Here is a 25,849-nt window from a genome sequence, read left to right as displayed (position 1 = left end):
GCATCGCGGTGTTTGTCCGTGGATCGCGGCTGTCAGGCCGAGAGGTGAGCGCATACGCGAGGACGGAGGGACCCCTGAGCGCGGCGAGCCCCAGCTCACGATCTCGTCGGGTATAGAGCGGGGATGTTCCCTTCCCACACGACGAGGCGGCGCGGCCCCACGATGCGACGCCGCAGGCGCGGGCGGGGCCGCGGGCTCCTCTCTCGCCGGCTCCTCCGCCCTGGGAAGCTCTGGTTCACGGTCGGGCAGCAGCGCCGGATCCGCGCGCAGGCGGGCGCGGTCGCCGGGGCGCGCGATCAAGAGGAGCATCGCCTCGGTGAGCAGGTTCGCGGTGGTCTCGAAGCCGGCGGCGACCTTGCGCAGGTACGCCCTGCTCTCGCGGATCGTCGCGCGGATCTACTCGAGCCTATCCGACTAGGCGGACTGGTCGATTGCCCGTAGCGTCTCGCGGAGCGCCTGGGCCTCGGCCCCCTCGAGGATCACGGACGCCGACAGGGGCGTGGGCACGTGTTCGCGAAACTCCACGGGCTGGAAGGCGGCGAGGGCACCGGACGCGGTGTAGGCGAGATCCAGGCGCACAGCGGAGGTGTCCGGCTCGCCCTCCGCGTCCAGGGCGAAGGGGAGCTTCGCGATGGCGGCGAAGTCCCGCCTCGCCAGGGCGGCGGTGAGGGCTTCGGCAGGGCAGGTGAAATAGCGGAAGCCTTCCTCCACCTTCTCACGCGTAGGGGAGTAGACGAGCTCGCTCAGGATCAGCCATTTGCGACGGGTGGTGAAGCGGGTGTCGGCGCGCAGCGAGTCGGATAGATCTTTGATCTCCATGGCTCCGTTCATACCGCAAGCGGGGCCAGGAATCTTCCCCTAGTCGCAGGGGCGGGGCACGCTCGGCTCGCGCTCACTGGCAGGAGACGCGCTCGGCTGCCAGCACCTGCCTCGACGGCGTGGGCAGGGGCCCAGGGCCGTCGAGGCATGGCCGAGTTGCCGGAGGGTGAGCATGGCGCGGGCGAGGCGTCATGCGCGGAGGGCGGTCGGGACCTCGTAGGCGAACGAGCCGCGCTCATCGAGGTGATAGGCGGAGACATCACGGTCGATCTTCCGCCCGCCGGCGCTCGTGAACATGCGCCGGGGAAAGACGCGCACGCGGGCCTGCGCGGCGCCGGGGAGCAGCTCGAAGCGGCCGGCGCTGAAGCCATGGAGGCGGGTCACGCCGCGGCCGGCGGGGCCGTCGTGCTCCTCGAGACCGAAGAGGGAGGCGCCCTGCAGGGCGTGACGCGCGTGGCCGCCGCCGTGGGCGGTCGAGGTGGCGGTGCCCTCGTGCATGTGGCCGAAGAAGTGGGCGGCGAAGCGACCGGCCGCGTCGACCTCCTGGCGGAAGTCGTGGCGTGCCTGCGGGTGGAGCCACTCGGGCGGGTGGTGGGTGAGCAGCAGGTTGATGTGGTGGCGCTGCAACCACTCGGGGGCGTACTCGTCGCAGACGACGTGGAGCTGGCGTGGGTCCACGGCGAGGCGCTCCTGGTAGTCGCCGCCGGTGAGCTGCAGGAAGGCCGAGTTGAGGCCGATGACGCCGAGCTCGACGCCGTGGAGCGACAGCGAGTACGAGCTGTCGCCCGGCAGCATGCCGAGCTTCCGGCGGTCGCGGACGTGCCACCGGCAGGAATCGACCCAATCGGTGTAGGGTTTGAAGACCTGCGCGAGGTGCTCGCGGTAGGCGAGGCCGTTCTTCTCGTCGAACACGTGGTCGCGCAGGCGCGAGTTGGCGTGCCACTGCGAGAGGGCGAGCACGTACGGATCGAGGTCCTTGGGGCGCTCCAGGTCGTGGTTGCCGGGCACGGTGATCAGCCGCGGCTGCGAGCCGAGCTGGTCGAAGCGCCGCCACAGCCTGTCGAGGGTAGCGTCGAGCTTCTTGAACTCGTCGGCGCTGCCGCGCTGGGTCAGGTCCCCGGTGAACAGCACGAGGTCCCACGGGCCGCACAGGTCGTGCAGGCGCGCGAGGTCTTCGAACAGCGCGGCCATGACGTTCGGCCACAGCCAGCTCGTGCCGCTCATGCCCTGGTGGAGGTCGGTGAGGTGCAGCCAGCCGAGCGAGGCGGGCCTCGCGGGCGTGGACGGCGCTGGCCGCGGGGCGCTCGGGCCCTTCTCGGGAGGGGGGGTCGAGCGTGACAGCTTGGCCGAGGCGTCGAGACCCGGAACGGCCGGGCCGACGGTCGTGGCGAGACCCTGAACGGCCGGGCCGACGGTCGTGGCGAGACCCTGAACGGCCGGGCCGACGGTCGTGGCGAGACCCTGAACGGCCGGGCCGACGGCCGTGGCGTCGCGTCCGGCGGTCGGCCGCGCGGGCTCCGGCGCGGGGGGCGCGGCCGGGGGTTCTTCGAGCTCGCCCGCGTCCGAGTCCGCGGCTTCTCCGGCGAGCTGGGCCCCTTGCCAGAGCAGCACGTCGGCGCCGTGGGGCGAGATCGTGTGTTCCTCGAGGAGCTTGCGGACGCGTGCGCTGTAGTCGAGGTACCCGGTCGGCTTGCCGAGCGCGATGGGCGGGCCGCCGTCGATCGCGGCGAGCCCCCGCGCCATCGTCGCGGTCGCCGGCGGGAAGCGCATGGGATCCCGGGCGTGCAGGAGCATCGACGGGAACAGCCAGCCGCCGCCCGGCAGGCTGCGCCCGCGGCGGAGCGCGACCAGGTGCTCGGCGAGCCAGGCGTCGTCGGCTTGCCATAAAGAAGGCACCGCCGCGTTGACGCCGTCGAGCGCGGCGGCCAGCAGGTTCGCGTTGTTGCCGACCAGGCCGGTGGCGAAGCGATTGTTCACGTCGCGGCCGTCGACGTGGTCGGCGTTGAAGAGCTGGAGCAGCCGCCGGAGGCCGGTCTCGTCGAGCCGCCCGAGGGAGCCCTCGATCAGCATGCGCACTCGCGCAAGCGCGCCCTCCCGCCGGGCGATGCGCTCCGGGTGCAGCTGGGCCCGCGTCTGGCGCAACACCTGTTCGCGATCGAGCATAGGCGGCGACTATACCCCGGCGCGGCTCCCGTCGGCCGCCTCGCGCGAACGGGCGTCGCCCTGGCCGGGCGAGGCCACCTGAGCGATCATGCCCTCGTGGGAGCCCTGCTCCTCTCCGCGTTGGGTGTCGCGCTGAAGCCCGGCCTCGGCGGGGCCGGGCTTCGATGGGCGCCGCGCGCCGTCGCCCTCCGGGATGAGGTGGCGGCCCGGGTCGTCCACGAGACGATCGGTCGCCTGCTCGGGCTGCCGGTGGCGACGGCGCCGCGAGAGGGAGAGGCCAACGAGCGCCGCGGAGAGGAGGGCGACACCGCGGCCCGAGCAGGCTGCCTGCCCGATGCTGCACGCGGCGGCGGCCGACGGCTCCTCGTCGGGCGCGTCGGTGTCGGTGTGCGTTGCGGCTCGTGGATCGCGAAAGGACGCCGGCGAGGCGCCGGGCATGTGGAGGTCCCCCGCTCGCGTCCATGGATTCAGGGGCTCGCCCGGGGCGAGCGCCGTGAGCGTGAGGTCGTGCTGCTCCTCGTCCTCGGCGTTGACGGGCGCCGCCTCGCCCGGCGACGCGCCGAGGAAGGCCGGCGCCTCTGCGGGCGACGCGCCGAGGAAGGCCGGCGCCTCTGCGCTCGTGACCTTGAACAAGGTGTCACCGATGGCGACGTGCCAGTCCCCGTCGAACCAGCGCCCGTGTCCGAGGTCGCTGCTGATCTCCTCCGGGGCGGCACCAGGCCGCCCGATATAACGCTTTTTGTTGTTGAGGAACATGACCTCGCCGGTGCCGCTGATGCCGTCGTGCCCGATGCGCAGCTCCTGCTGATCGAACTGGCTCGGCGTTGCGAAGTTGCTCAGCTGGTACTCGTCGCCCGAGGGAGTCCGCAGCCATACCTGGTTGACGGCCCCGTCGCTCTTCAGGTAGGCCGCATGCCCTGCGTGCAGCAGCAGCCCTGCCGCATCGCCGGTCCTGGAGTCGCCGAGGAACACCTCAGCGCCGTCGGCCGTGTAGAGGTAGCTCGAGCTCACGGATCCGTTCCACCACCGGCCGGCGACGTTCGTCCCGTCGGTGATCGGCCGTTGCAAGTAGCCGGGATGGTTCCCGAGGCGGATCTCGCCTGGCCCGCGGATCCACGGCTCTTCGTGCGTGCTGTAGTAGATGTCGCCTGACGCCGTGATGTCCGCCTGGAACGGCGACGCGCTGCCAGGGTCGAGCCACAAGCTCGTCTCGATGCCTGTCGACAACGTGTGCACGATGGCCTCGTCGTCGTCGGCCCTCGTCCACAGGAGCGTATCGCCGTTCACCGCGTCGAGCCGCGCCGGCCGCCTGTGCGTCCGGTCCAGCATGTTGTCCTTCCACAGGAAAACGGATCCGTACCACGCTTGCAGCGCGGCGCCGGTCGGCGTGAGCGCCGCGTAACCAGGCTTGTGCATCCAGTCGGGGTGGGGCCGGAGCTCCCCGAGCCACGTCACCTGCTGCGTCATGCGATCGACGAGGCCGATCTGGAGCACGTGATCCATGAACAGGACGCGCGTCGCGTCGAAATCGACGATGGCGCCGGGGGCGCGCTGGACGGCCGTGAGCTTCGGGCTCCGCTCGACGTAGACGCGCGGGAGCGCCCAGTCGTAGAAGCCGAGTCCCCCGCCGATGGTCGGCCCGTACCAGACGGGGCCCACGTCGTCCGTGGCTTCGAGCCTGATCGTGAGCACCTCGCCCGACTGAAGCGGCGATGACAGGTCGTGCAGCACGTGCATCCTCCCTGGCGACGTCTTGACGCCCATCAGCACCTCATCGCGCACCTGGCTCCGGACGCGCGCCTTGAACTGCGTGCAGGAATAGGGAGGCGTCCCGACGCACGTCGCAGCGATGCGGGTGTCTCCGGTGAGCGTGCGGTTCGCCCGCGGGTTCGTCACCCACACCCTGGGCGGCGCGTATTTGTGCACGGTATACTGCCTCGTCGACGTTCTTCCGAGCTTGTCGTACGCGGTGAACGTCAAGGTGTGAGGGCCGTAGGGTATCGTGCTCGTGTCGATCGTCGCGTAGTAGCGATTGTTGTAGTCGTTGAAGGTGAGAGGGGTCGTCACCCCTGCGTATTCCGCTTCGACGGAGTAGACATCTTGGTATGGTATCGCGGCGATGCTGACGGCGATGGTGTTGAGGTCGGATATCGCGCTCTTGTAATCCCTTCTCCAGGTGGTTCGCCCGAAAAACTGAATTTGGTCCAGGACCACCTCTGCCAGCGCGGAGGTGGTCGAGAGGGACATCCACGATGCAACCGCACAACCGACGAGCGTCCGAGGGAAACGCATGGGGCCTCCTGGGCTAGTACGCGGCTCTGATGCCGCCGCGGTTCGGTCCATTCAACCGGCCGGGCCCGCGACGCGGCGCATTACGCCTATCCGGTACACCGCACGTCATGACCAAGGAAAACGTGCATGCCGCCCTGGGCTCGCCGGGGAACGAGCCGGCAGCGCGCAGTGACCGGGCGAGGCCCAGAGGACCGATCAGGTTGATTTTTCGACAACTCTGGTCGCTTCGATGGAAGGCTCAACGGTCTCGTCGGGCCATGATCTCGTCCGCGTCCGGAGGTGCGGATGGAACGATGGTCGCCGCCGGTGGAGCTGTCTCGGCAAGAGCAGGCGCTGATGAAGCGGCTGACGCGCCTGAGAGTACGGCTCGGCTTCTCGGGCAGCACCGGCACGAGCTGTTCGGCCAGGCGCGCGGGCGGCGCGATGTCGTCGACGCGCGTCCAGCGCCCCTCCGCCTCGCGGCCGATGAGCGTCGCCGGGGTGTGCTGATCCTCAGAGAGCGAGAGAGAGCGAGCCTGCGGCCGCGCTTCCCGGCAAGGTGGGCGCGCCGAGCAGGGCCGCGGCGGCCGGGCGCACGACCTCGTCGAGCGCGCGACGGAGGACGGCGGCGGCCTCCGTCGCGCCGAGCCGCCCGTGGGCCGTGAGCTCGGGGCTCGCCGCGGCGCCGCTCGAGAAGCCGGCCAGGACCTCCTCGGCCGCCGCGAAGGCGTCGATCACGGCGGCGCGCACCTCGGCGCCGCCCGTGGCGACGGCCCACGCGACCGCGCGCCAAGCGAGCTCGGCGTGGCGCGCCTCGTCCGCGGCGATCACGGTGAGCGCGGCGCGGACCGCGGGATCCTGGGCCTGACCGAGCTGCTCGGCCGCCAGCACCGCGGCGAGCGTCTCGCCGACGCAGCCCTCGCGCGCGGCGCTCGCGGCGACGGCGGCGAGGTCCTGGCTCACCGCGACCGCGCCTCCGAAGGGGAACGCCGAGGGGCCGACCGGCGCGCCGCCGTACGCGCCGGCGAGCGCGAAGCAGAGGCGCGCGTGGCGGATCTCGTCGAGCGCGGCGTGATGCGCGGCTTCCACGAGCTCGGCCGGGGCCCCCACGGCGAGCAGCTCGAGCGCAAACCGCCCGAACGAGGCGACCGAGGCGTGCTCCAGCAGCGCGTCGCTCGTCCACGCGCGGGCGAGCTCAGCGCGCGCCTCGGCGGAGAGCCGGCGGACATCGCGCGTCGTCTCGTCCGCGGCTCGCGCGGCTCGCCACGCCACGCCGGGCACCGCGGCGGCATGGAGAGAGCGCGCGCCGACGAGGAACGGCCGCCCGCTGCTATTGGCCATCGTGACGCATTCACCCGGGGGCAAGAACGTGTAGCAGCACTGATTCGTCGCCGGGTCGATCTCCGGCCCGCTCACCAGCAGCGAAGGAATCAGGCAGCCGTTTCTCGGGAGCTGGGCCACGACGTCCTCGTTCGAGGGGCAGCCGCCGTCGTCCGACGCCGGGAAACAGGCCCTCTCGAGTATCGACGAGACATCCCCGCCCTGTCCCCCGGCCCCGCCCAGTCCTCCGGCGCCGCCCAGTCCCCCGACCCCGCCCTGTCCCCCGGCCCCGCCCTGTCCTCCGGCCCCGCCCTGTCCTCCGGCGCCGTCCTGAGCCCCGTCGGAGCCGGATGGCTGCGAGGACGTGCTCACGGTACCGCCGCAGCCCACGGGAGCGAGCGACGGTGCGGCCGCGAGGGCGAGGAGACGCACGAGGCGAGCGGCGAGGACACGTCGAAAGACCAGGCTCGAATCCATAGGAGACCCTCCGTAAAAGGCGGCACAATGGCAGTAGCGCGCAAGACCGTGCAAGCCGTGCGCCAGAGTGACAGGCCAGGTTTTTGCGGCTTTGTCACGCCTGCACAGGGCCAAAGTATGCCTATATGTGCCGGCGCGGAGGCGAGCCCCTCGGCGAGCTGCTCCGCTGCAGCGCTCGAAGAGGCGGTGACCTGCGCGCGCCCTCGCCGGCTCGTGAGGAGGGGCTTGTGTATTGGCCGAGACCGCGGAGGGCGGGTCGCACATCGCTCCTGGCGGTCCGAGAGAGCGCAACGGGCAGTTCACGCCGGCGAGGGTCCGATCATGGCCCCTTGGCTCAAGGGAGTGTCGCCGCGGCTTCCGGTCAGAAGCGCTGCCGGGGCTCCGCTCGTACCGACATGCCACGGTGGCGGGACGCGCCCATCAACCATCCGCACCGGCACCTCGAGGGCTTGCTTCGCCTCTTCATCCTCGGTGCGGTCGTGAGCTCAGCCCTGGCCCGTAGCGCCTCCCGGTTGCGCGGCCACGGTCGGCAGGCGCGGGAACCAGCGGGATCGACCTAGCGCGCCGCGCCGGCCGGTCTCCGGCCAGCTCCGGCCGGGTCCAGCGGCGAACCGCCGCTCGCGCGCTGCGCCGCCGGGCCTCGCGACAGGAAGGCCCGGACCTCCTCGGCCAGGCGCGCGGGCGGCGCGATGCCGTCGACGCGCGTCCAGCGCCCCTCCGCTTCACGGCCGATGAGCGTCACCGGGGTGTGCTGCTCCTTGATGGGCGCGCGCCCGCCCAGCGCGTCGAGCACCCGGCCCACGCGCTCGCGGCTGCCCGTCAGGAAGACCCAGCCCGGCCGCCGGCCGAACTGCTCCGCATAGCGCTTCAGCCGCTCCGGCGTGTCCGTCGCCGGATCGAGCGAGATGGAGACGAGCCGCACGTCGCGCTCCAGCGCGTCGCCGAGCTCGGCCTGGAGCCGGCCGAAGATGGCCGTCATCGGCGAGCAGATCGTCGTGCAGGTGGTGAAGATGAAGTTGACGGCGAGCACGCGCCCCTTCGCGAGCTCGCGCAGGCGGACCGGCGCGCCGTCCTGATCCACGAGCTCCTCGTCCGGCACCGCGACGCCCGGCGCCGGCGCCGAGCGCACCGCCGCGGCGACGCCCGACCCGCCGACCGGGGGCACCGGGCCCCTGCCGGCCTCGACGTTGCCCGCAGGCTCGCTCCCGCGGCTGCACGAGGCGACCGCGAGCGCGCCGGCGAGGAGCAAGGCGTTTGACATGGAAGACGAGAGAGAGCGCATATCGGCCTCACCGCGGATCCCTGTCGGGCCGCACCGAGCGGCTGCCGTCCGAGCGCCGCCCGCCGCCCGCCAGCCGCCAGCCAGCCGCCACCTGGAGGGCGAGCGCCGCGCGCAGGCGGCGCCATCTGCCAGGAATGGCCAGCAGGTCTTGAGCTTTGTCTGCTCGGTCCTTTCAGGTCAAGGACCTTTGCGATGCGCTGGAGATCTGGAGATGCAGAGTCGAGGCAATCAAGTGCCCCGGGCGCTTCGCCGTCAGAAATCGACGCAGACGGGCTCGTCGATCCGCAGCACGGACTCCTGGTCGAAGCGCCGTTTGTACTCCTCGCGGATGGCCTCGATGCTGTCCAAGGCGGCCTGACCGCCGTCGTGGAGGAGCATGATCAGCCGGCTGTCCTCCCGGATCAGCTCACCGGTCGATGCGAGGAACTGGCCGTCGATGTCGAACTGCGTCAGCCCGTCCCCGAAGCGCGGGGTCACGACCTCATCGACGAACCCCTGCCACTCCTCCGCCGTGACCGGGGGCTCGTCGCCCCGGTCGAGGCCGAAGAAGAGCTCGGTCCGGATCATCAGATCCCCGCTGTCGCACGTGACGTCGGCGCCGGGCGCGGGCCCCACGTCTTCCGCGGCGCTGTCGCACCCGGTCGTCGCTAGGAGCACGGCGAGGAGGGGACGCGCGAGCAATCGGCTGGGCATGAAGGCTTCCTCCGAGGTGAAGGCTGTCGGGCACAGGCCCTGTGCGCCCGGCAGCCTATCACAGCCGCCGCAGAGGAATGCGCGGGGAGAGGGCTCGCTCCACGGCCGGGGGCGGTGGGACCGAGGAGCGGGGAGCGGCTGGCCGCGCTCAGTACATCAGGTTGCCCTGGCCGAGCACGAACGTGATGCCGTCGCCGAACTCGGCCCGGGCGGTCGTCACGCGCGCGAGGGCGTTCGTGATGCGGTTGAGGCGCTCCGCCGCCGAGGCTGCCGCGATCCCCTGGTTGATCTCGGTGCGCGCGAGGGCCAGCTGGCTCAGCGCAGCGGGGTACAGCGCGCTCGGGCTATCCGGGTCCCCCATCACCTCGAACGCGTCGTCGATCTCGACGCGGGCGAGCTCCATCAGCTTCTGCTGCACGTCGGCGCGCGTGTTCGAGAAGCGGCTGACGAGCGTGAGCGCGGCGTTCAGCCGTTGCTTCGCGATGTCGACGTTGAAGGCGCCGTTCAGCGCGCGCAGGAAGCGAGAGATGGCGACGGAGTCCGTCGGCTGCAGGTTGAGCGGAGACCCGAAGCGCTGCTCGAGCTCCTTGGCCGCGGGAGAGTTGTTGAAGGTCGCCGACGCGTAGAACGTGACGGCATCGTTGATGTCCTGCGCCCCCCTGGAGTTGATCTGCAGGTTGTTGTGGAAGAAGGGCGGCGTGTCCGCGGCCTCGATGAGCGGCGGCGGGTTGAAGGTGCCGTCGCCGAAGGCGTCGGGGGTGCCGCTGTTGAAGCTGTCGAAGTTGGGCTGCGCCAGGTCGCGCCCGCCGAAGCCGCCGTCCTGGAGGTTCCGGTCCTCGAAGCTGCCCACGTTGAGCGGCGACGCCAGGTCGCGCGTGCCGGTGTTGAAGTTCCGGTTGTTGCCGGTGTCCTGGAAGTTCGCGCCGGCGTTGTGGTGGCACACGTTGCAGCGGCCGCGGTCCGGGTCCATGAACGCGAGCCGGCCCTCCTCGGCCTCGGCGTCGCGCAGGCGAACGCGCGCCAGATCGAGCTCGTTCTGCCGGCCCAGGCTGAGCTGGAAGGCCAGGGTCACGTCCTCTTCTTGCGGCGTCGGCAGGCGGAAGTCGACGCCCGGCTCGCGGTCGAGGCTCCTCGGAAAGTGCTGGGTGACCGCGTCCTTGAGGAAGCCGCGCAGCGTGCCGTCGCTCGAGCCGTCGCCGCCCCAGCCGGTCCGCTCCGCGGGCGGGTTGGTGGTGCCGTCCCCAGGATCCGCGCGGATGCTGGTGCTCAGGGAGAGGACGTGGTTCACCCCGCGCGAGACGAACCGGTGCGCCGGATCGATGAAGCCGTCCACGTTCTCGAGGATGGCCGCGTCGTCCAGGAGATCCGAGGTCTCGAGGTCGGCGAGCTCCGGCTCCCGGTTGAAGACGAAGAGCGGATCACCCGGGTTGCTCCGGTTCAGGGCCGTGATGAACGGCACGTCGATCGTCGTGTTGTTGGCCACGGGGTGGCAGCTGCCGCAGGTGCGGCCATTGCCGTCGAACGTCTCCGTGAAGAACACGGCAGCGCCCGCGCAGACGTCCTGCGAGACGAGCCCGGCGACGACGCGCGGGTCCTGCGCGCACTGGGCGAGCCGGTCCCCCAGGGTGACCGATTGAGAGACCGTGTCGAGGTGCGCGGCAGCGCCATCCTCCGCCTCCGAGCACCCCGCGGCGAACAGAGCCACCCCGCCCCCGAGCGCCATCGATAGCAGAATTCCAGAGCGTCCCATCGAGATTTCCTCCACTGCGAGCGGCAGCTTCGACCTCGTGACTCACCCCACGAGGGGCCACCGCCAGGAATGCGGCGCGTGCCGCCCCGCGCGCGACGCTGGGCCCATGAGACGACCAGACGACGCGCGGAGCGAAGACGAGCGATGCGCGATGCGCGATGATGCAGGGGAGCCGCCAACGGTATCCACCGTTCAGCGCAGCCCGAACAACAGCGCACGTCTTGGTAATGAATCTTTACAAAGTGAACCGTGCCACTCCGCTGTGCCCTGGTGAATGCCGGCGCCACGGTCGTCCTTCGCTCGAAACGCGACCGACTGCGTCGTTTTCCTGCTGACCCCTCCTGCCGGACCGACGCCGTGGTCGAGCCTGCTCGGTCCAGCCCAGGCTCGCGCAGATGCGGTCAGCGGCGGCGCCCTGCTCGCACCTCGGTGTCGGCCTCGCGCTCGGCCTGGCCGTCACCCCGGACGATCGCCTCACCGTCTTCAGCTTCGGATCCTACGATCTGCTCGGGGAGGAGGAGGAAGGCGGGCTCGCTGTCGTGTTCGGCGTCGAGTTCTATCGCCTCGACCTCAGGTACCAGCATCGCTTCAAGGACGGCGAGCTGCGGCTGGGCGTCCTCCTCGGGCTCGATCGGACGGCTCTGGACGGCAACCGCACCGCGCGAGATCGCATGTTCGCGACCCGGGCCGACGTCACCTATCGAGTCCATCCCGACGCCGAGGTCCGCCTGGGCGTGGACCAGTCGATGGACTCGTACGTCACCGACATCGTCGGGTACACCGTCACCCGCGGGGGCTCCCGGCGGCTCGAGCAGGCGTTCGGCTCGCGCGACGACACGGCGCTGGGGGCCCACGCCGTGACCGATGAGGATCTGGCGCTCCTCGAGTCGCTGACGGCCGGCGTGTACGTGGAGGGCAAGGCGACGAAGGCGGGTGTGACCAAGGTGTTCCGGTGGAGCTTTGTCGCCCATGATTTCTGCTCTCCGGGGTTCGATGAGGCCGCTGAAGAGGTCTCGGGGGCGACATTTCGCGTGGGCTCCGGCGCGACCGAGCGGGTCGACCTCGCGATCCGCGGCGATCACCTCTTCTTCGATCGCCTGGAAGCGGGGGCCGAGGTGCGATTCGACCCCATCGCCGGAGCGGACACCGATCCTGCCTATGGAAACGCCGACGGCGAGGTGACCCGGGAAGAGCTGGTGCGCGTGCCGCTCTCGGCCATCGAGGGGGCTGACGGCGCTTATCTCGCCGAAGCGCCGATCGACCTCGCCACCTGGATGTACATGCTCATGGACCACACGGCGTACCTCGGCGGCACAGAGGCGTGCTCGCCCTTCGATCGGGAGGACGCCCGATGAGGTGCGCGCTCGATCCTGGCAAATCCGCCGGGCCAGCGCTCGAGCCCGGCGCTCAGCCGCCGGCGCCGGCGGCGCGGGGGAGCACCACGACGAACGTGGTCCCCTCGCGCTCCGTCGATCGAACACTCACCCGGCCGCCGTGCGCGCTCGCGATCTCGCGAACGATGTAGAGGCCGAGCCCGACGCTGCGCGACCCCGGCCTCGCCTGCGCGCCGCCCCGCTGCATGGGCTCGAAGATCTTCGCCTGGAGCTCCGGCGGGATGGGCCGCCCCGCGTTGTGCACCTGGATCTCGAGCGCGCCCGGGAGCACGGCGGTCGTCACCGTGACCGGCTGGTCCGGCGTGCCGTACGTCAGCGCGTTGTTGACCAGGTTCGTGAGGATCTGCGCGATCCGGTCCGGATCGGCCAGGCCCAGGCCGTCCCCCGTGCGCCGGTGCTCCACCCGGCGCGCGGGCCAGGCGAGCATCACCTCGTCGAGGCAATCGGCCGCGACCTGGTGCAGGTGGATCTCGCGGCGCGCGACGCGCAGTCCGCCGCCGAGCCGCGCCTGCGTGAAGTCGAGCAGGTCCGTGATGAGCCGGTTGGCGCGGTGGGCGGCGGCCGCGATCCGGCTGGTGGTCACGCGCTGGAGCTCGGCGTCGGCGTCCTCGAGCAGCTGCGTCCCCAGGAGGACCGCGTTCAGCGGATTGCGAAGATCGTGGCTGACGATCCCGATGAGCTGCTCTGCCAGCAGCGCGCGCTGCTGGGCCTCGCGCTCCTGCTGACGCAGGCCGGTCACGTCGCGCGTGAGCCCGAGGACGGTGACGATCTCGCCGCGCGCGTTGCGCTCGGGGACGAGCTGGGTCTGGAGCTCGCGCGGGTGGCCGCCGTGCACCTCGTAGGTGAACGCGAGCGTGCCGTGGCGCCCCGCGAACGCCTCGTCGATCGCCGCGACCCAGGCGTCCGTGTCCGCGCTCGCCATCCCTGTCGGGTCGATCGGCTTGCCGATGAAATCCACCACCGGCTTCCCGGTGAGGCCCTCGGCGGCGGGGCTCAGGTACACGAAGCGGCGCGCCCGATCGAAGCGCACGATCACGTCGGGCGAGTTCTCTGCGAGGGTCCGGAACTCGTTCTCGCGCTGCCGGACGGCGTCCTCGCTCCTCCGGCGGTCCGTCACGTCCTCGATCACCCCGGAGAAGTGGACCGGCCGGCCACCTTCGTCGAAGAACGAGCGCCCGGTGGAGCGGACGATCCGCTCGACGCCGTCGTGGCCGAGGAGCCGGTACTCGACCGAGTACGTCACGCGGCGCCCCGGATCGATCGCGGCGGCGTACGCGGCGGCCTCGGCGGCGCGGTCTTCCAGGTGGATGCACGCCGCGTACGCCTCGGGCGTGACCTCCTCGGAGGGCGGAAGCCCGAGCAACGCAGCCACGTCGCGCTCGTAATGGCGGGCGCCGGTCCGCAGGTCGACGGTCCACAGGCACAGGCGCGCCGAGTCGAGCGCGAGCCGCAGCCGGGCCTCGGCGTGGGCCCGCGCCTCTTGCGCCTGCCGCTCGCTCGCGAGGAGCTCCTCCGCGCGCCGCCTCGCGAACAGCAGCTCCCGCTCGTACTTGCGCCGGTCCGTCGCGATGAACACGGCCACGTCGACCGGCGGCCGGACGTCCGGGGCCGCGCCGGCTTTCGCCTCGCGGCGGGCGGCGTTCACGAGGACGGGGAGCACGCGGCCGTCGCGCCGCACCACCTCGAGCTGCACCTCGGCGACCGATCCCTGCATCTGCAGGAGCGGCATCCAGTGCGTGTGGTGGAACAGCTTGCTGCCCATCGTGAGCAGGTCCTGGAAGCGCTTGCCCAGGAGCTCGGCCGCGGTGAACCCTGTCCACCCGCACATCGTGCGGTTGACGCGCTGGATGGTCCCGTCGGCGGCCGTCGTGAGGAGGCCGCACGCCGCCAGCTCGTAGAGGTCGAGCGCGTCGCCGGAGCCGTCCTCGGGAGAGGTCATCGGCCGGTCCGGCTCACGCCAGGAGAAACTCTCGCATGGCGTCCACGACCGGCGTGGGCGCGCTGAGATGAGGACAATGACCGATGTTGTCGACGACGCGGAGCGTGCTGCCCGGCAGCGCCCTGTGCAGGTAAACGCCCACGGAGCGCGGGGCGATCAGGTCGTCGGAGCACTGCAGGATGAGCGAGCGCGCGGTGAACCTGGGGAGATCGGCCCGGTTGTCCGAGAGGAAGGTCACGCGCGCGAAGTGCTTCGCTATCTCCGGGTCCGTCCTGCAGAAGCTGTTGGTGAGCTCCTCGCTGAGCTCCGGCCGGTCCGGCGCGCCCATGATGGTGGGGGCCATGGCGCTCGCCCATCCGAGGTAGTTGCTGTCGAGCGTGTCGAGGAGAGACTCGATATCGGCGCGCGTGAACCCGCCGATGTAGTCGCCGTCGTTGATGTAGCAGGGCGACGGCCCGACCATGACGTGCTCGCGGAAGCGCTCCGGCGCCGCGATCCCGGCGAGCAGCCCGATCATCGCGCTCACCGAGTGTCCGACGAACACAGCAGGCCCCCTCGCGACCGCCCCCAGGATGTCGAGCACGTCGCGCGCGTGCCCCTCGAGCGAGCCGTACTTCTCGTGATCGTACGCGGACAGGTCGGAACCGCCGCAGCCGGCGAGATCGTACAGGATGACGCGGTAACGGTCCTCGAACGCGCCGGTGAGGTGCCGCCACATGTTCTGATCGCACCCGTAGCCGTGCGCGAAGATCATGTCGACGTCCCCCCGGCCGAGGACGTTGACGTTATGCCGCCTCAGGATGCTCACGAGCGACGCTCCTTTTGTTGGGCCTTTCATGGCATGACAGACGGTCCCCCGCCACCCGGAGGGGCGAGCGCAGCGGCCTCGCGCCGGCGACATTCCTCGACGCGGGGTGATCCGCCGCCCCCGCGCCGAGCTGCCCCGCCGCCGGGCCGACGGCCTCGTCGCGCTGCGCCGCGGGGGCCGCGCGGCCCGGCGACACCTCACGCCCGCCCATGCACGCTCTCGAGCGCCCGGCGACTAGGTCATGTTGTAAGCGACCATCGCGATGCCCGCCGCGATCATGACGATGCCGCCGATCTGCAGCGTCGTGAGGGTCTCGCGCAGGTAATAGACCGAGAAGACCGAGATGATCAGGAACCCCCCCGACGACATGATCGGATAGGCGATCGACAGGTTGATGCGCTTCAGGGCCAGGACATAGAAAAGGATGTTCGAGGCGAAGAGCACGAGCCCGAGCACGAGGTGGTAGTTCGTCGCGAGCGCGAGCCCCTTCTGGACGAGCGACAGCCCCTCCATCGACGGCACGCGCCGCGAAGCGAGCTTCATGAGGATGTTCGCGGTCGCGTTGAAGACGAGGGCGATGATGAGGAAGAGGTAACCTTGAGCCATGTCTCTTGTGCGGCGCGCGCCGGCGCGCCGCCATTCCCGGCAGACCTCTGGCGCAGCAGGCGGCATGGATCAACCGTGAAGCGCGCAAGCCTTTCATCGCGCAAGGTTCGGTGAACCTAGGGCGGCGCCTGACGGCGAAATCGCCGTGGTCGGCCGCCTGCCCCGGTGCGAGACTGCCGCCCGCCATGAGCTCCGACCACCACGAAGCGCCGTTTGCCCCGACGATCGCCGCGGTGGGCACGGCCCTGCCGCCGCACTATGCAACGCAGGAAGAGACGTGCGCCGGGCTGCGCCGGCTCTGGGCCGGCAAGGGCGACGCGCTCGCGCTCGTCGAGCGGGTCCGGCGCTCGATCGAGGTGCGGGGGCGGCACCTCGCGCTGCCGATCGACGAGTACTATGCGGCCTCGACGTTCGCCGAGCAGAACCGCCGCTGGAACGCGTGCGGGATGGAGCTCGGCGAGCGCGCCTGTCGCGCCGCGCTCGAGCGGGCGGGCATCGGGCCCGAGGACGTCGACCACATCGTCTTCGTCTCGGTCACCGGCATCTCGGCGCCCAGCCTCGACGCGCGGCTCGTCAACCGGCTCGGCTTCCGGCGCGACGTCAAGCGCACGCCCGTCTTCGGCCTCGGGTGCGTGGCCGGCGTGGCGGGCGTCGCGCGCATCACCGACACGCTGCGCGCCTTCCCGGCGCACACGTCGCTCCTCTTGTCGGTCGAGCTCTGCTCGCTCACGCTGCAGCGCGACGACACCTCGGCGGCGAACGTGATCGCCGCGCAGCTCTTCGCCGACGGCGCCGCGGCCGTCGTGGCGCGCGGCGCGCAGGCCGCCCGCAAGAGCGGCCGGACGGGCGGGGCCGCGGTGCTCGACTCGCAGGCCGTCTTCTACCCCGAGACCGAGCACATGATGGGGTGGGACGTCGTGGACAGCGGCTTCCGGGTCGTCCTCTCCGCGGGCGTGCCGACGCTCGTGCGGGAGCACGTGCGCCGCGACGTCGACGCCTTCCTCGCGCGGCACCGCCTGTCGCGGGGCGATGTCCGCCACTGGATCGTCCACACCGGCGGGCCGAAGGTGCTCGAGGCGGTCACCGAGACGCTCGAGCTGCCCGAGGAAGCGCTCGCCTGCTCGTGGCGCTCGCTGCGCGAGATCGGCAACGTGTCGTCGGCGTCGGTGCTGTTCGTGCTGAGCGACTTCCTGGACGAGGCGAGCGCCCAGCCCGGGGACTACGGCGTGATGATGGCGTTCGGCCCCGGCTTCTGCTCGGAGATCGCGCTGCTCCGATGGTGACCTCGGAGCTGCTCTACCTCGCCTTCCTCGGCGCCGTGTCGATCGAGCGGCTGGCCGAGCTCGTCATCTCGCGCCGCAACGCGCGGCGCGCCTTCGCGAAGGGCGGCGTCGAGGTCGGGCAGGGGCACTTCCGGGTGATGGCGCTGATGCACACCGCCTTCCTCGCCGCCTGCGCGCTCGAGGTCGACGCGCTCGACCGGCCGTTCCCCGGGGTGCTCGGGCTCGCGGCGCTCGCCGCCGCGCTGCTCGCGCAGGCGATGCGGTACTGGGTCATCGCCACGCTCGGGGAGCAGTGGAACGTGCGGATCATCGTGGTGCCGGGCGCGCGGCCGGTGTCCGGCGGGCCGTACCGTTACCTGCGCCACCCGAATTACGCGGCCGTGATCGTCGAGATGGTCGCCATCCCGCTCATCCACGGCGCCTGGCTGACCGCGCTCGTCTTCAGCGCGCTCAACGCGGCCGTGCTCCGGGTGCGCATCCGCGCCGAGGAGGCGGCGCTCGGGCCCGCGTACGCGGCGCAGATGGGCGACCTGCCGCGGCTCGTGCCGGGCCGCCGCGCGACGGCGGAGCGGCCCTCCGCGCCGTGAGCGCGCGGTGCGACATCGCCGTCGTCGGCGGCGGGCCGGCGGGCCTCGCCGTCGCGATCGGCTGCGCGCAGCGGGGCCATGACGTCGTCGTCCTCGACCAGGCGTCGTGGCCGATCGACAAGGCGTGCGGCGAGGGGGTGATGCCCGAGGGCTGCCGCGCGCTCGCGGAGCTCGGCGCGCTGTCCGAGCTCGATCCGGCCGAGCGGGCGCCCATCGAGGGCATCCGATACATCCGCGCGGACGGCCTTCGCGTCGAGGCGCCGCTGCCGGCGCCCGGCGGGCTCGGCGTGCGCCGCACGGCGCTCTCCGCGGCCCTCGCGGCGCGGGCGCGGGCCGCCGGCGCGCGGCTCGCCGCGGGCGAGGCGCTGTTGCGCGTCGAGCGGGCGGACGGCGGCGCCCGGCTCGTCACGCGGCGGGGCGTCGTGGAGGCGCGCTACGTCGTCGGCGCGGACGGGCTCGGCTCGCGCGTGCGCCGCGCGCTCGGCTGGGACGCGCCGGCCTCGGGGCCGCGCCGGCTCGGCCTGCGCCAGCACTTCCGGCGCGCGCCCTGGTCGTCCTTCGTCGAGGTGCACGTCGCCGATGGCGTCGAGGCGTACGTGACGCCCGCGGGGCCCGAGCGCGTCGGGGTCGCGTTCCTGTGGGACGGCGACCGGCTCGAGGGCCGCGCGTCGGCCGAGCGCCTCGTGCGCCGCTTCCCGGCGCTGGCGGAGCGGGTGGCGGGGGTGCCGGCCGACTCGACGGCGCGGGGCAGCGGCCCGCTCGAGCGCGCGTCGGCGCGGCTCCACGACGACCGCTTCGTGCTGGTCGGCGACGCGGCCGGCTACATCGACGCCATCACCGGTGAGGGGATCTCGCTCGCGCTCGTGAGCGCGGCGGCGCTGTCGACCGCCCTCGACGCGGCCCTGCGCGGCGGCGGCGCGGCCCCGCTCGCCGGCTACGAGCGTGTGTTCCGGCGGGCCTTCCGGCGCTACGCGGTGGCGACGCGCGCGGTGCTCTTCATCGCGCGGCGCCCGCGCCTCCGGGACGGCGTCCTTTCCGCGCTCGCGCTCGCGCCCGGGCTCTTCCGGCACGCGGTAGGCGCGGTGCTCAGTCCGCGCTGAGCCCGGGGCACCCCGGAACGGCGCGGCGCCGTTCGCCGGGCGCGCGCGCCTTGTGGGACCAGGACCGCTCGGATAGGCTCCCGCCCGCTCAGCGCACCGGCGCGAGCAGGATGGGCCCGGATGATCCGGCGAGAAGGAGCCTGCCAAGTGCAATTGCCTGCTTTGGGTGTCGCAGCGGAGAGCGTGAAGGGGAGCGCCCATGTCTCCCCTTCTTCCCTCCCCCGGGTCGCGGGCGTGGGACGCCGCCTGGCCGCGCTGCTCGCGCCCGCGCTCCTCGTCGGGTGCGGCTACACCGAGTTCGAGTGGCAGGCCCAGCTCGACAGGTCCGAGCGCCTCCAGCGCGACCTGCAGACGAGCCAGCAGCGCACTCGCCAGCTCGAGGAGGAGGTCGCGCGCGGGGGCGCCGCGGCGCCGCCGAGGGAGGATCCGCTGGGCGCCGAGGGCCTCGACCTCGGCGCGGGGGCTCCGCGCGGCGACGCGGCCGCGGCGCGCCCGGCGTCCGAGCGCGACAGCGGCGTCCTGCGGGCGTTCCTCGCGGTCGCGTCCGGGGATGTCACTGTCGCGCCGCGCGACGGGCGCGTGGTCATCTCGATCCCGACCCGCGTCCTGTTCAAGGGCAACCGCGACGCGTTCTCCCCGGCAGGGGAGAAGACGCTGCGGGACATCGCCACGATCATCCGCGGCCAGGAGGCGTTCAAGGGCCTCGGCTACCAGATCGTCGGCCACACGACGAGCGGCGCGCCGACCGTGGCGTGGCGCAATGGCTGGGACGTGACGGTCGCCCAGGCGCGCGCCGTGCTGCTCTTCCTGGCGCAGCCCAAGGAGGCCGGCCTGCCCATCGCGCGCCTGAGCCTCGCGGCCCACGCCGACCTGGCGCCTGCCGACGCGGGCGGCGGTGCGCCCGCGCAGGCGGCGGATCCGCGCCTCGAGATCGTCGTGGAGGGGACAGCGCAGTTCGTGGAAGGCCCGACCGGCGAGGCGCGCCCCGCTGGCGCAGCCCCCGCGGCTAGCGCGGCTCCCCCGGCTGGCGCGGCTCCCCCGGCTGGCGCGGCACGCCCGGCCGGCGCAGCCCCCCCGGCTAGCGCGGCCCCCCCGGCTGGCGCGGCGCGCCCGGCCACCGCGACCCCCCCGGCCCCTCCGGCGGCCGGCGCGAAGGGCACGGACGACACGTACCCCTGAGGACGCCCCGCGCGCCGCCGCGGCCTTCCCGCCGCGGCGCGCCCGTCATGCCCCGCGCAGCGCCTCGACCCTTCTCCTGAGCGCCGCGGCGTCCCCGAGCTCCCCCGCGACCCCGCGCACCGCCTCCGACGCGGCGCCCGCCGCGACGCCATGGACGCGCGCCCGCAGCCGTCGCCCGCTCGCGACGAGGTAGGCCGCCGCGAGCGCCGCGGCCACCTCGCGGTCCGCGCCACCGCCCTGGAGGAGCGACTCGGCCAGCGCGCAGAGCGCCTCGACCGCCTTGGCCACCTGGGCGCCGTAGATGGGATGGGCCGAGTCGACGCCCTGCTCGCGGCACGTCGCGAGGCACAGCGCCGTGCTGGTGAGCCGTCCGATGTCGGTCGGCTCCCCGCGCTCCCAGAGCCCGGACGCGAGCTGCTCCTCGAAAAAGCGCCCCAGGTCGTCCCCTGGGGTCCCCGCGGGAGCAGCGCTCGGGACCGGAGCGGCGACCGACCCGGGCCCGGACCGCCGCTGCGATCCCGCGGCTCCGCCCGGCGCCACGGCGCCCACGGAGGCCTCGTCGCGCGCCGAGCCGGCCGCGCCGCCCTCGGGCGCCGGCGCTGCGCTCGGCTGGAACAGCCCCTTTGCGCGCGACCAGAGGCCGCCGGAGCTCGACTGCGGCCTGAGCGCGGGCGCCGCCGCGGGCGCCGCGGGCGCCGCCGCGACGGGCGCCGCGGGGGCTCGGGCCATCACGGGCTGCACGGGGGCCATCGGCCTGGCCCCGCGGGACATGGCCATCGGCGCCCCGACGAACGCGGCCGCCGCCATCACCGGGCCGCGGTGGCTGGACATCCCCCACCCCGCCGGAGCGCTCACCGGCACGGGCCGCGCCTCGGGCTGCCCGTGGGCCCGCCGATCGCCCGTGCGCCGCTCGATCACCACGAACGACGCGTGCTTCGACGCGACCCGGTGCCGCACCGCGAGGTCCACGATGCGCTTGCGCATCGCCTCGGCGCGCTTGCCGGACAGCCCGCGCTCCGACTCCTCGAGCTCCCGGACCCGCGCGCCCGCCCACAGCGCCTCGAGCCCCGGCCGCGACGCCTCCGCCGCGAGCTCCACCGGCACCTCGAGGTAGAAGCGCTCCCCGCGCAGGCTCCCGCGCAGCTGGAGGCGCCCGGTCCCCGGCGCGCTGTAGCGGCCATGGAGCACCCACGGCTCGCCGTCGACGAGCGCGGGGAGCTCGGCCGGCGCGAGCTCGCCGACGTCGACCCCCTCGAAGCGCGCCTCGATCCCGGCGACCCGGACCGCCGTCGCCCGCGCGAACTGCGCCGTGACCTTCTCGTCGATGCGCTCGCCCGGGTGGATGAACTCCGCGGCCCCCTGCGTCCGGCGCGCGAGATCGCTCACGAGCAGGTCGCTCACGTTCGTCCCGATGCCGAACGTGTAGATCCGCACCCCCTTGCCCAGCCCGGCGACCTCGTCGACGATCTGGGCCTCATTCCCCACCTGACCGTCGGTCAGGAGCACGACCACGCGGTCCCGCTCCGCGTCGCCGAGCATGCCCACCGCCGCGAGCAGCGGCTGCAGCATCTCCGTGCCGCCCGACGCGACGAGTCCCTCGACGAACGCGTCCGCGCGCTCGAGGGTCTGCTGCGTGAAGGGCACGAGCCACTGCTCGAGCGCCCGGAAATGGTTGGAGAACGCGATCACCCCGAACCGGTCCCCCTCGGCGAGGTGCCGGAGGCAGAGGCGCAGCGCGCGCCGCGCCTGGTCGATGGACTCGCCCTGCATCGAGCCCGACACGTCGACGACGAACACGACGTCGCGCCGGGCGGACGACCGCTTCGCGTCGAACAGGTCGGGCACCACGGTGAGCGCGAAGGTCCCCTCCTGGCCCGGGGTCCTGTCGCAGACGAGGCCTGCCTGCACGCCCGGCGCGCCCGCGGCGAGCAGCACGATGTCCCGGTCCAGCGCCGCCCTGTCGCTCCGGAGCGCGACGCGCTGGCGATACCCCTCCTCGCGCCGCACCTCGACGGCGTGCGACGGGCTCTCGATCGCGACCTCGCGCCCCAGATCGAAGGCGATATCGAGGGTGATGCCATAATCGACCCGCGCGATCTCCGGGGAGATCCGATCGGCGTCGGGGACGAGACCCGTGGGCGCCGCGCCGCCGTGCGCCGTCCGGTCCCCCTGCGGCGCGCCCGGGATGTACCGGGGCGCGACGAGGGTCGGGATCATGAGCCGCAGCGCCCCCTCGTCGGCCTGGAGCCGCTGCACGAAGGCGACCTCGACGACCGTCTCCTCCCCGGGCAGGAGGTTGCCGACGCTCGCCGTGAACACGTTGCGCCGCTCCTCGTCGAGCAGGGCCGCGCCGTGGCCCGTGGCGATCGCCTCGTCGTAGGCCTGGAACGCCGCCTCCCGCTCCTTGACCTCCCCCTCGAGCCTGCGGCCGGCGCACTCCATGGCGAAGCCCGCGATGGTCGCGTCGCCCGGCAGCGGGAAGGTGTAGATCGCCTCGATCGGCCGGCGCTCGTCGTTCCTGTAGCGCTGCCGCACGACGAGGCGCGCCGCGCCGCCCATGACCTCGCCCGAGAGCGAGACGCCGAGCAGCGGGACCGGGTGGCCCTCGGAGGAGCGGAGGCACGACATCGGCGCCGGGAGCGACGGATCGGTGGACGGGTTCATCGCGAGCCTTTCGGGGCAGGGGTTGCGTGACGGGACTCGATATCGAGGGCGATACGGCGCGAGCGCTCCGGCGCGTCGCTGCGCACGTGCAGCTCCACGCCGTCGGCGATCTCGACCCGCTCCCAGCGCTCGCCGCGCGGCGCTCCGGCGACCTGGGGCGGCGGCGCGGGCGCGCCGTCCGGGCCGGCGCAGCGGGTGATCGCCGTGGGAGGCGCCCCGGGAGGCGCCCCGGGAGGCAGCGCCCCCGCCGCGATGCGCTCGATCTCGTCCACGCCCGCGCCCGCGAGGCGCGCCTGGATCTCCTCGAGCGGCCAGTGCGCCTGCTGGAGGGCCTTGATGGCGCGGAGCCGGGCGAGGTGCTCGCGCCCGTAGGCGGTGTCCTTCCCGCGGAACTCGGGGGCCGGCAGCAGGCCGCGCTGCACGTAGTACCGCACCGTGCGCGGCGCCACGCCCGCCTCACCCGCGAGCTCGTCGAGCTTGTACGTCGTCACGGGGAGCATCCTGCATCGCGACACTAACGCTGTCAAGTAGACAGTAGCAGCAGGTATTCGACGCTTCTCACCTCACCCGGTCACGCGTCTCGGTCGCGTCGAGATCGTGCCGAGGGGAGCTCGCGCCCCGTTCGCTCGTATTTCCTCATCGAGGACACCAGCCGGCGTCCATGGACAGTTCCGGCGACATGTGATGTCCTGAGAAGTTCGGGCGTACCGACCTTTGCGCGAAGGAGCGGGTGCCGTGAGGGCATCAAGTGTTCTGAGGCGGAGGACGAGGAGGATCGCGGATCGCATGAAGCTTACAAAATTTGCACTCTTTGGGATGATCGCTCTCGCGGGGTGTGTGGGAGAAGAGGGGAAGGAGGAGGAGGAGACCGGGCGGGTAGAGCTGAGCCTGATCGGCCAGGCGGCGTCCGGGAACACGTACCGGCTGCGCGACGGGATCGTGATGGTCCAGGGGCCTGAGGACACGATCTTCTTCAACACGGAAGACGACCCGAACCGGTTCCGGCTGAGCGCGCAGGTGCCGGTCGGCAGCTACTTCACCTTCCTCCAGGAGGGGTGGCGGCTCGAGCGCCTGAACCTCGACAGCACGGTCGATCAGGTGCAGGCGCAGTTCCTCTCGCCGAACCCCCAGTGGTTCGACGTCTTCCCGGACCAGAACACGACCGTCGCCCTGCGCTTCCGCACCGGCGGGGACGTCGTGGTCCTCGATCAGGGCTCGTTCGACATCGTGATCGACGTCGAGGAGCAGCCCGCCGAGGCCACGCTGTGCGCGAGCGACAGCGACTGCGCGTCGGGCCAGACGTGCTGCCTCGGCGGCTTCATGGGCACCTGCGCCCAGCTCGAGCCGGGCGCGACCTGTCCGCTGCCCGACCTCACGGTCTCCGCGGACGTGGCGCAGTTCAGCCTGAGCATCGGCCACGAGGCCTTCCCGGTCGACAGCTGCGCGATCGTCGAGGGCTGCGTCGGCGGGGCGGGCGATCGCCGCCTGATGCGCTTCTCGACGCAGACGCCCAACGTCGGCGAGGCGGACATGATCCTCGGCGACCCGACCTCCGTTCCGGGCTTCGAGTTCTCCTCGTGCCACGGCCACTACCACTTCGAGGGCTATGCCCGGTACGAGCTCGTCGACGCGACCGGCACGGTCGTCGCGACCGGCCACAAGCAGGCGTTCTGCCTGCTCGACAGCTCGCCCGTGGGCATCCCCGGGGCGCCGGCCACGCCCCGCTACCACTGCGGCTTCCAGGGCATCCAGCGCGGCTGGAGCGACGTCTACCACTCCAGCCTCGACTGCCAGTGGGTCGACATCACCGGCGTGGGCGCGGGGGACTACCTGCTCCGCATCTCGATCAACGCGGATCGCACGCTGCCGGAGAGCGACTACGGCAACAACACGGTCGAGGTCCCGGTGACCATCCCCGACGACTCCCCGCCGGGCCCCGCGGACCCGCTGGCGGCGTGCCCCCTGCCCGAGGCGGGCCCGGAGCGCGACTGCGGCTGGTCGATCGCGCCCGGGTTCGAGGGCGTGGCCTGCACCCCCGGCGAGCCGATCACCGTGGGCTGCGGCTGCGCGGGCGGCACGTGCGCTTCCGATCCGATGATCCGGGTCTGCGACGGCGCCTCCGGCTGCACCCAGGCCACGGCGCTCGTCTCGGTCGACGACACCTGCGGCCGGTGCCCGCAGACGCCGTTCGTGTGCCCGGAGAGCGGCGTCTACACGGTGCTCGTCGGCTCGTACGGCGCGGGCGCGCCGTTCACGTGCGACGTGGCCGCGGTCGCCGCGGTCACCCCGTGACCCGTCTCCCGGCTCACGGCCTGCCCGCGCGCGTGCTACGAGAGCGCCGCGCGGGCGGCGACGCGCTCGCGGGGTGACGGCGCGTCATCCATCGAGCGCGTCGCGTGCCTGGCCGAGGAGACGCGATGGACCCCATTCGAGAGAGCGATCTGCCGCCCGTCAAGGAGCTCACCCGGGCGTTCTTCCGGGCGGTGAATCCCCACGTCGAGCCGGCCGAGTTCGAGGACAAGTGGAAGGCCGCGCTGCGCTCGCCGATGCGCTTCATGCGGAGCTTCCCGCAGGCGTGGCACGTGGATCTGCTCGACGTCCCGCGGACCAAGGTGCCGGGCGGCCGCTGCCTGTGCTTCGGCGACGCGCACCCCGAGAACTTCGGGCTCATCACGTTCACGGTGGGGCCGCGCTACGTGTTCAACGACCTCGACGACTCGGGCCCCGGGCTCGCCGCGCTGGACGCGCTGCGGTACTTCACCGTGCTCCGGCTCCTGCTCGACGACAGGAAGGCGCTCGGCGAGCTCATGGAGCTCTACGAGGACATGATCCAGGGCAAGGAGCCGCTGCGCGAGCTGCCCGAGGCGCTGTACCCCGACGTGGCGGCCAGGGACGCGCGCCAGCTCGCGAAGTGGACCGAGGGCGAGGCGTTCCGGTTCGACGACGCGGCGCTGAAGCTGTCGCGCGCGGACTCCGGCACGGCGGGGCGGCTGCTCGAGGCGCTCGGTCAACTCGACGCGCTGGCGGACGTCGAGGCGCTCGAGCTCGCCCACCGGGACCGGGACTCGGGCGGCTCGGGCGGGCTCGAGCGGTACCTGGTCCTCGCGCGCGAGCGGGGCGAGGAGCGGCGGCTGCGCCTCCTGGAGCTCAAGGAGACGACGCACGCGGCGACGAGCTGGAGCTGCTTCCTGCACGAGGACGAGGACAGGCTCGCGCAGGCGAAGGCGTCGGTATGGCAGGGCCTCGAGGTGCCTTTCTATGTCGAGGTGCAGGTGGGCCGGAGCGTCTACCTGCTCCGGGACCGCCTGGGGCGTGCCTCGATCGATATCGAGAAGCTCGCGAAGCGCGATCTCCGCGCGGTGCTGGAGGCGCAGGTGAGCATCCTCGCGCGCCAGCACGCGGCGGCCTTCGCCGGGCTCGACCTGTGCAAGCTCGACGACTGGCTGAGGGAGAGCCTCCAGGTGCTGTCGAAGCGGTGGCTCAAGGCGTACGAGCGGGCGCGGAGGGGGTGACC

At 72.6% G+C, this 25,849-nt stretch carries 20 protein-coding genes; 8 read left to right on the top strand and 12 right to left on the bottom strand.

The annotated features are described in order from the left end of the window. Nucleotides 1–414: 414 nt before the first annotated feature. The 3 genes from WME89_RS13085 to WME89_RS13075 form a co-directional block, all read right to left on the bottom strand. Entirely contained in the window at nucleotides 415–819 is a 405-nt protein-coding gene (locus WME89_RS13085; RefSeq protein ID WP_438009513.1) for a hypothetical protein, read from the bottom strand. Between the two features lie 189 nt (nucleotides 820–1,008). Then, nucleotides 1,009–2,982: a metallophosphoesterase gene (locus tag WME89_RS13080; RefSeq protein ID WP_438009512.1), complete on the bottom strand. Its 1,974-nt coding sequence runs from the start codon at nucleotides 2,980–2,982 to the stop codon at nucleotides 1,009–1,011. A gap of 9 nt (nucleotides 2,983–2,991) precedes the next feature. Then, on the bottom strand, nucleotides 2,992–5,049 hold the full coding sequence (locus WME89_RS13075) for a hypothetical protein (RefSeq protein ID WP_438009511.1): 2,058 nt from the start codon (nucleotides 5,047–5,049) through the stop codon (nucleotides 2,992–2,994). A gap of 510 nt (nucleotides 5,050–5,559) precedes the next feature. Here WME89_RS13075 and WME89_RS13070 point away from each other — a divergent pair. Next, nucleotides 5,560–5,763 (top strand): hypothetical protein, encoded by a 204-nt coding sequence (locus tag WME89_RS13070; RefSeq protein WP_438009510.1) that lies wholly within the window; start codon nucleotides 5,560–5,562, stop codon nucleotides 5,761–5,763. Between the two features lie 3 nt (nucleotides 5,764–5,766). On the opposite strand, the gene WME89_RS13065 is transcribed toward WME89_RS13070, so the two are convergent. The 4 genes from WME89_RS13065 to WME89_RS13050 form a co-directional block, all read right to left on the bottom strand. Beyond that, nucleotides 5,767–7,050 (bottom strand): ferritin-like domain-containing protein, encoded by a 1,284-nt coding sequence (locus WME89_RS13065; RefSeq protein ID WP_438009509.1) that lies wholly within the window; start codon nucleotides 7,048–7,050, stop codon nucleotides 5,767–5,769. Between the two features lie 556 nt (nucleotides 7,051–7,606). Continuing rightward, nucleotides 7,607–8,311: an SCO family protein gene (locus WME89_RS13060; protein WP_438009508.1), complete on the bottom strand. Its 705-nt coding sequence runs from the start codon at nucleotides 8,309–8,311 to the stop codon at nucleotides 7,607–7,609. A 273-nt stretch (nucleotides 8,312–8,584) separates the two neighbouring features. After that, on the bottom strand, nucleotides 8,585–9,025 hold the full coding sequence (locus WME89_RS13055) for a DUF3574 domain-containing protein (protein WP_438009507.1): 441 nt from the start codon (nucleotides 9,023–9,025) through the stop codon (nucleotides 8,585–8,587). Between the two features lie 148 nt (nucleotides 9,026–9,173). After that, nucleotides 9,174–10,775 carry a hypothetical protein gene (locus tag WME89_RS13050; RefSeq protein WP_438009506.1) on the bottom strand — a complete coding sequence of 534 codons (1,602 nt, stop codon included), beginning with the start codon at nucleotides 10,773–10,775 and terminating at the stop codon, nucleotides 9,174–9,176. A gap of 395 nt (nucleotides 10,776–11,170) precedes the next feature. Here WME89_RS13050 and WME89_RS13045 point away from each other — a divergent pair, with 395 nt between their 5' ends. Then, complete coding sequence (locus WME89_RS13045; protein ID WP_438009505.1) at nucleotides 11,171–12,130, top strand: hypothetical protein; 960 nt, start codon at nucleotides 11,171–11,173, stop codon at nucleotides 12,128–12,130. 52 nt (nucleotides 12,131–12,182) lie between these two features. Here the strand turns inward: WME89_RS13045 and WME89_RS13040 are convergent, their stop codons facing one another. The 3 genes from WME89_RS13040 to WME89_RS13030 form a co-directional block, all read right to left on the bottom strand. Next, the gene (locus WME89_RS13040) at nucleotides 12,183–14,108 is read right to left on the bottom strand and encodes a PAS domain S-box protein (protein WP_438009504.1); all 1,926 of its coding nucleotides are present in this window, start codon (nucleotides 14,106–14,108) and stop codon (nucleotides 12,183–12,185) included. A gap of 13 nt (nucleotides 14,109–14,121) precedes the next feature. Beyond that, nucleotides 14,122–14,916 carry an alpha/beta fold hydrolase gene (locus WME89_RS13035; protein ID WP_438009503.1) on the bottom strand — a complete coding sequence of 265 codons (795 nt, stop codon included), beginning with the start codon at nucleotides 14,914–14,916 and terminating at the stop codon, nucleotides 14,122–14,124. Between the two features lie 234 nt (nucleotides 14,917–15,150). After that, the gene (locus tag WME89_RS13030; RefSeq protein ID WP_437625474.1) at nucleotides 15,151–15,522 is read right to left on the bottom strand and encodes a DMT family transporter; all 372 of its coding nucleotides are present in this window, start codon (nucleotides 15,520–15,522) and stop codon (nucleotides 15,151–15,153) included. A 185-nt stretch (nucleotides 15,523–15,707) separates the two neighbouring features. Between WME89_RS13030 and WME89_RS13025 the strand changes: the two genes are divergently transcribed. The 4 genes from WME89_RS13025 to WME89_RS13010 all read left to right on the top strand — a co-directional run bounded on the left by WME89_RS13025 (nucleotide 15,708) and on the right by WME89_RS13010 (nucleotide 19,671). Beyond that, nucleotides 15,708–16,805: a type III polyketide synthase gene (locus WME89_RS13025; RefSeq protein WP_438009502.1), complete on the top strand. Its 1,098-nt coding sequence runs from the start codon at nucleotides 15,708–15,710 to the stop codon at nucleotides 16,803–16,805. After that, a complete protein-coding gene (locus tag WME89_RS13020) occupies nucleotides 16,799–17,392 on the top strand; it encodes an isoprenylcysteine carboxyl methyltransferase family protein (protein WP_438009501.1) in 594 nt (197 codons plus the stop codon). Before WME89_RS13025 ends, WME89_RS13020 begins: the two co-directional genes overlap by 7 nt. Then, nucleotides 17,389–18,492: an NAD(P)/FAD-dependent oxidoreductase gene (locus WME89_RS13015; protein WP_438009500.1), complete on the top strand. Its 1,104-nt coding sequence runs from the start codon at nucleotides 17,389–17,391 to the stop codon at nucleotides 18,490–18,492. Before WME89_RS13020 ends, WME89_RS13015 begins: the two co-directional genes overlap by 4 nt. Nucleotides 18,493–18,639: 147 nt before the next feature. Beyond that, entirely contained in the window at nucleotides 18,640–19,671 is a 1,032-nt protein-coding gene (locus WME89_RS13010; protein ID WP_438009499.1) for an OmpA/MotB family protein, read from the top strand. A gap of 45 nt (nucleotides 19,672–19,716) precedes the next feature. Here WME89_RS13010 and WME89_RS13005 read toward each other — a convergent pair whose 3' ends face one another. Both WME89_RS13005 and WME89_RS13000 read right to left on the bottom strand, forming a co-directional pair. Further along, the gene (locus tag WME89_RS13005) at nucleotides 19,717–22,335 is read right to left on the bottom strand and encodes a VIT domain-containing protein (protein ID WP_438009498.1); all 2,619 of its coding nucleotides are present in this window, start codon (nucleotides 22,333–22,335) and stop codon (nucleotides 19,717–19,719) included. Beyond that, nucleotides 22,332–22,835, bottom strand: coding sequence for a helix-turn-helix domain-containing protein (locus WME89_RS13000; protein ID WP_438009497.1), 504 nt, complete (start codon nucleotides 22,833–22,835; stop codon nucleotides 22,332–22,334). The genes WME89_RS13005 and WME89_RS13000 overlap by 4 nt, the downstream gene beginning before the upstream one ends. 286 nt (nucleotides 22,836–23,121) lie before the next feature. Here WME89_RS13000 and WME89_RS12995 point away from each other — a divergent pair, with 286 nt between their 5' ends. Beyond that, nucleotides 23,122–24,627 (top strand): lysyl oxidase family protein, encoded by a 1,506-nt coding sequence (locus WME89_RS12995; RefSeq protein ID WP_438009496.1) that lies wholly within the window; start codon nucleotides 23,122–23,124, stop codon nucleotides 24,625–24,627. A gap of 125 nt (nucleotides 24,628–24,752) precedes the next feature. After that, a complete protein-coding gene (locus WME89_RS12990; protein ID WP_438009495.1) occupies nucleotides 24,753–25,847 on the top strand; it encodes a DUF2252 family protein in 1,095 nt (364 codons plus the stop codon). Nucleotides 25,848–25,849: the final 2 nt, after the last annotated feature.

The organism is Sorangium sp. So ce321 (assembly GCF_051530195.1).
Taxonomy (GTDB): domain Bacteria; phylum Myxococcota_A; class Polyangia; order Polyangiales; family Polyangiaceae; genus Sorangium.
The sequence above is the reverse complement of the archived record's forward strand: the minus strand, read 5'-3'. Positions and strand labels throughout refer to the sequence as shown.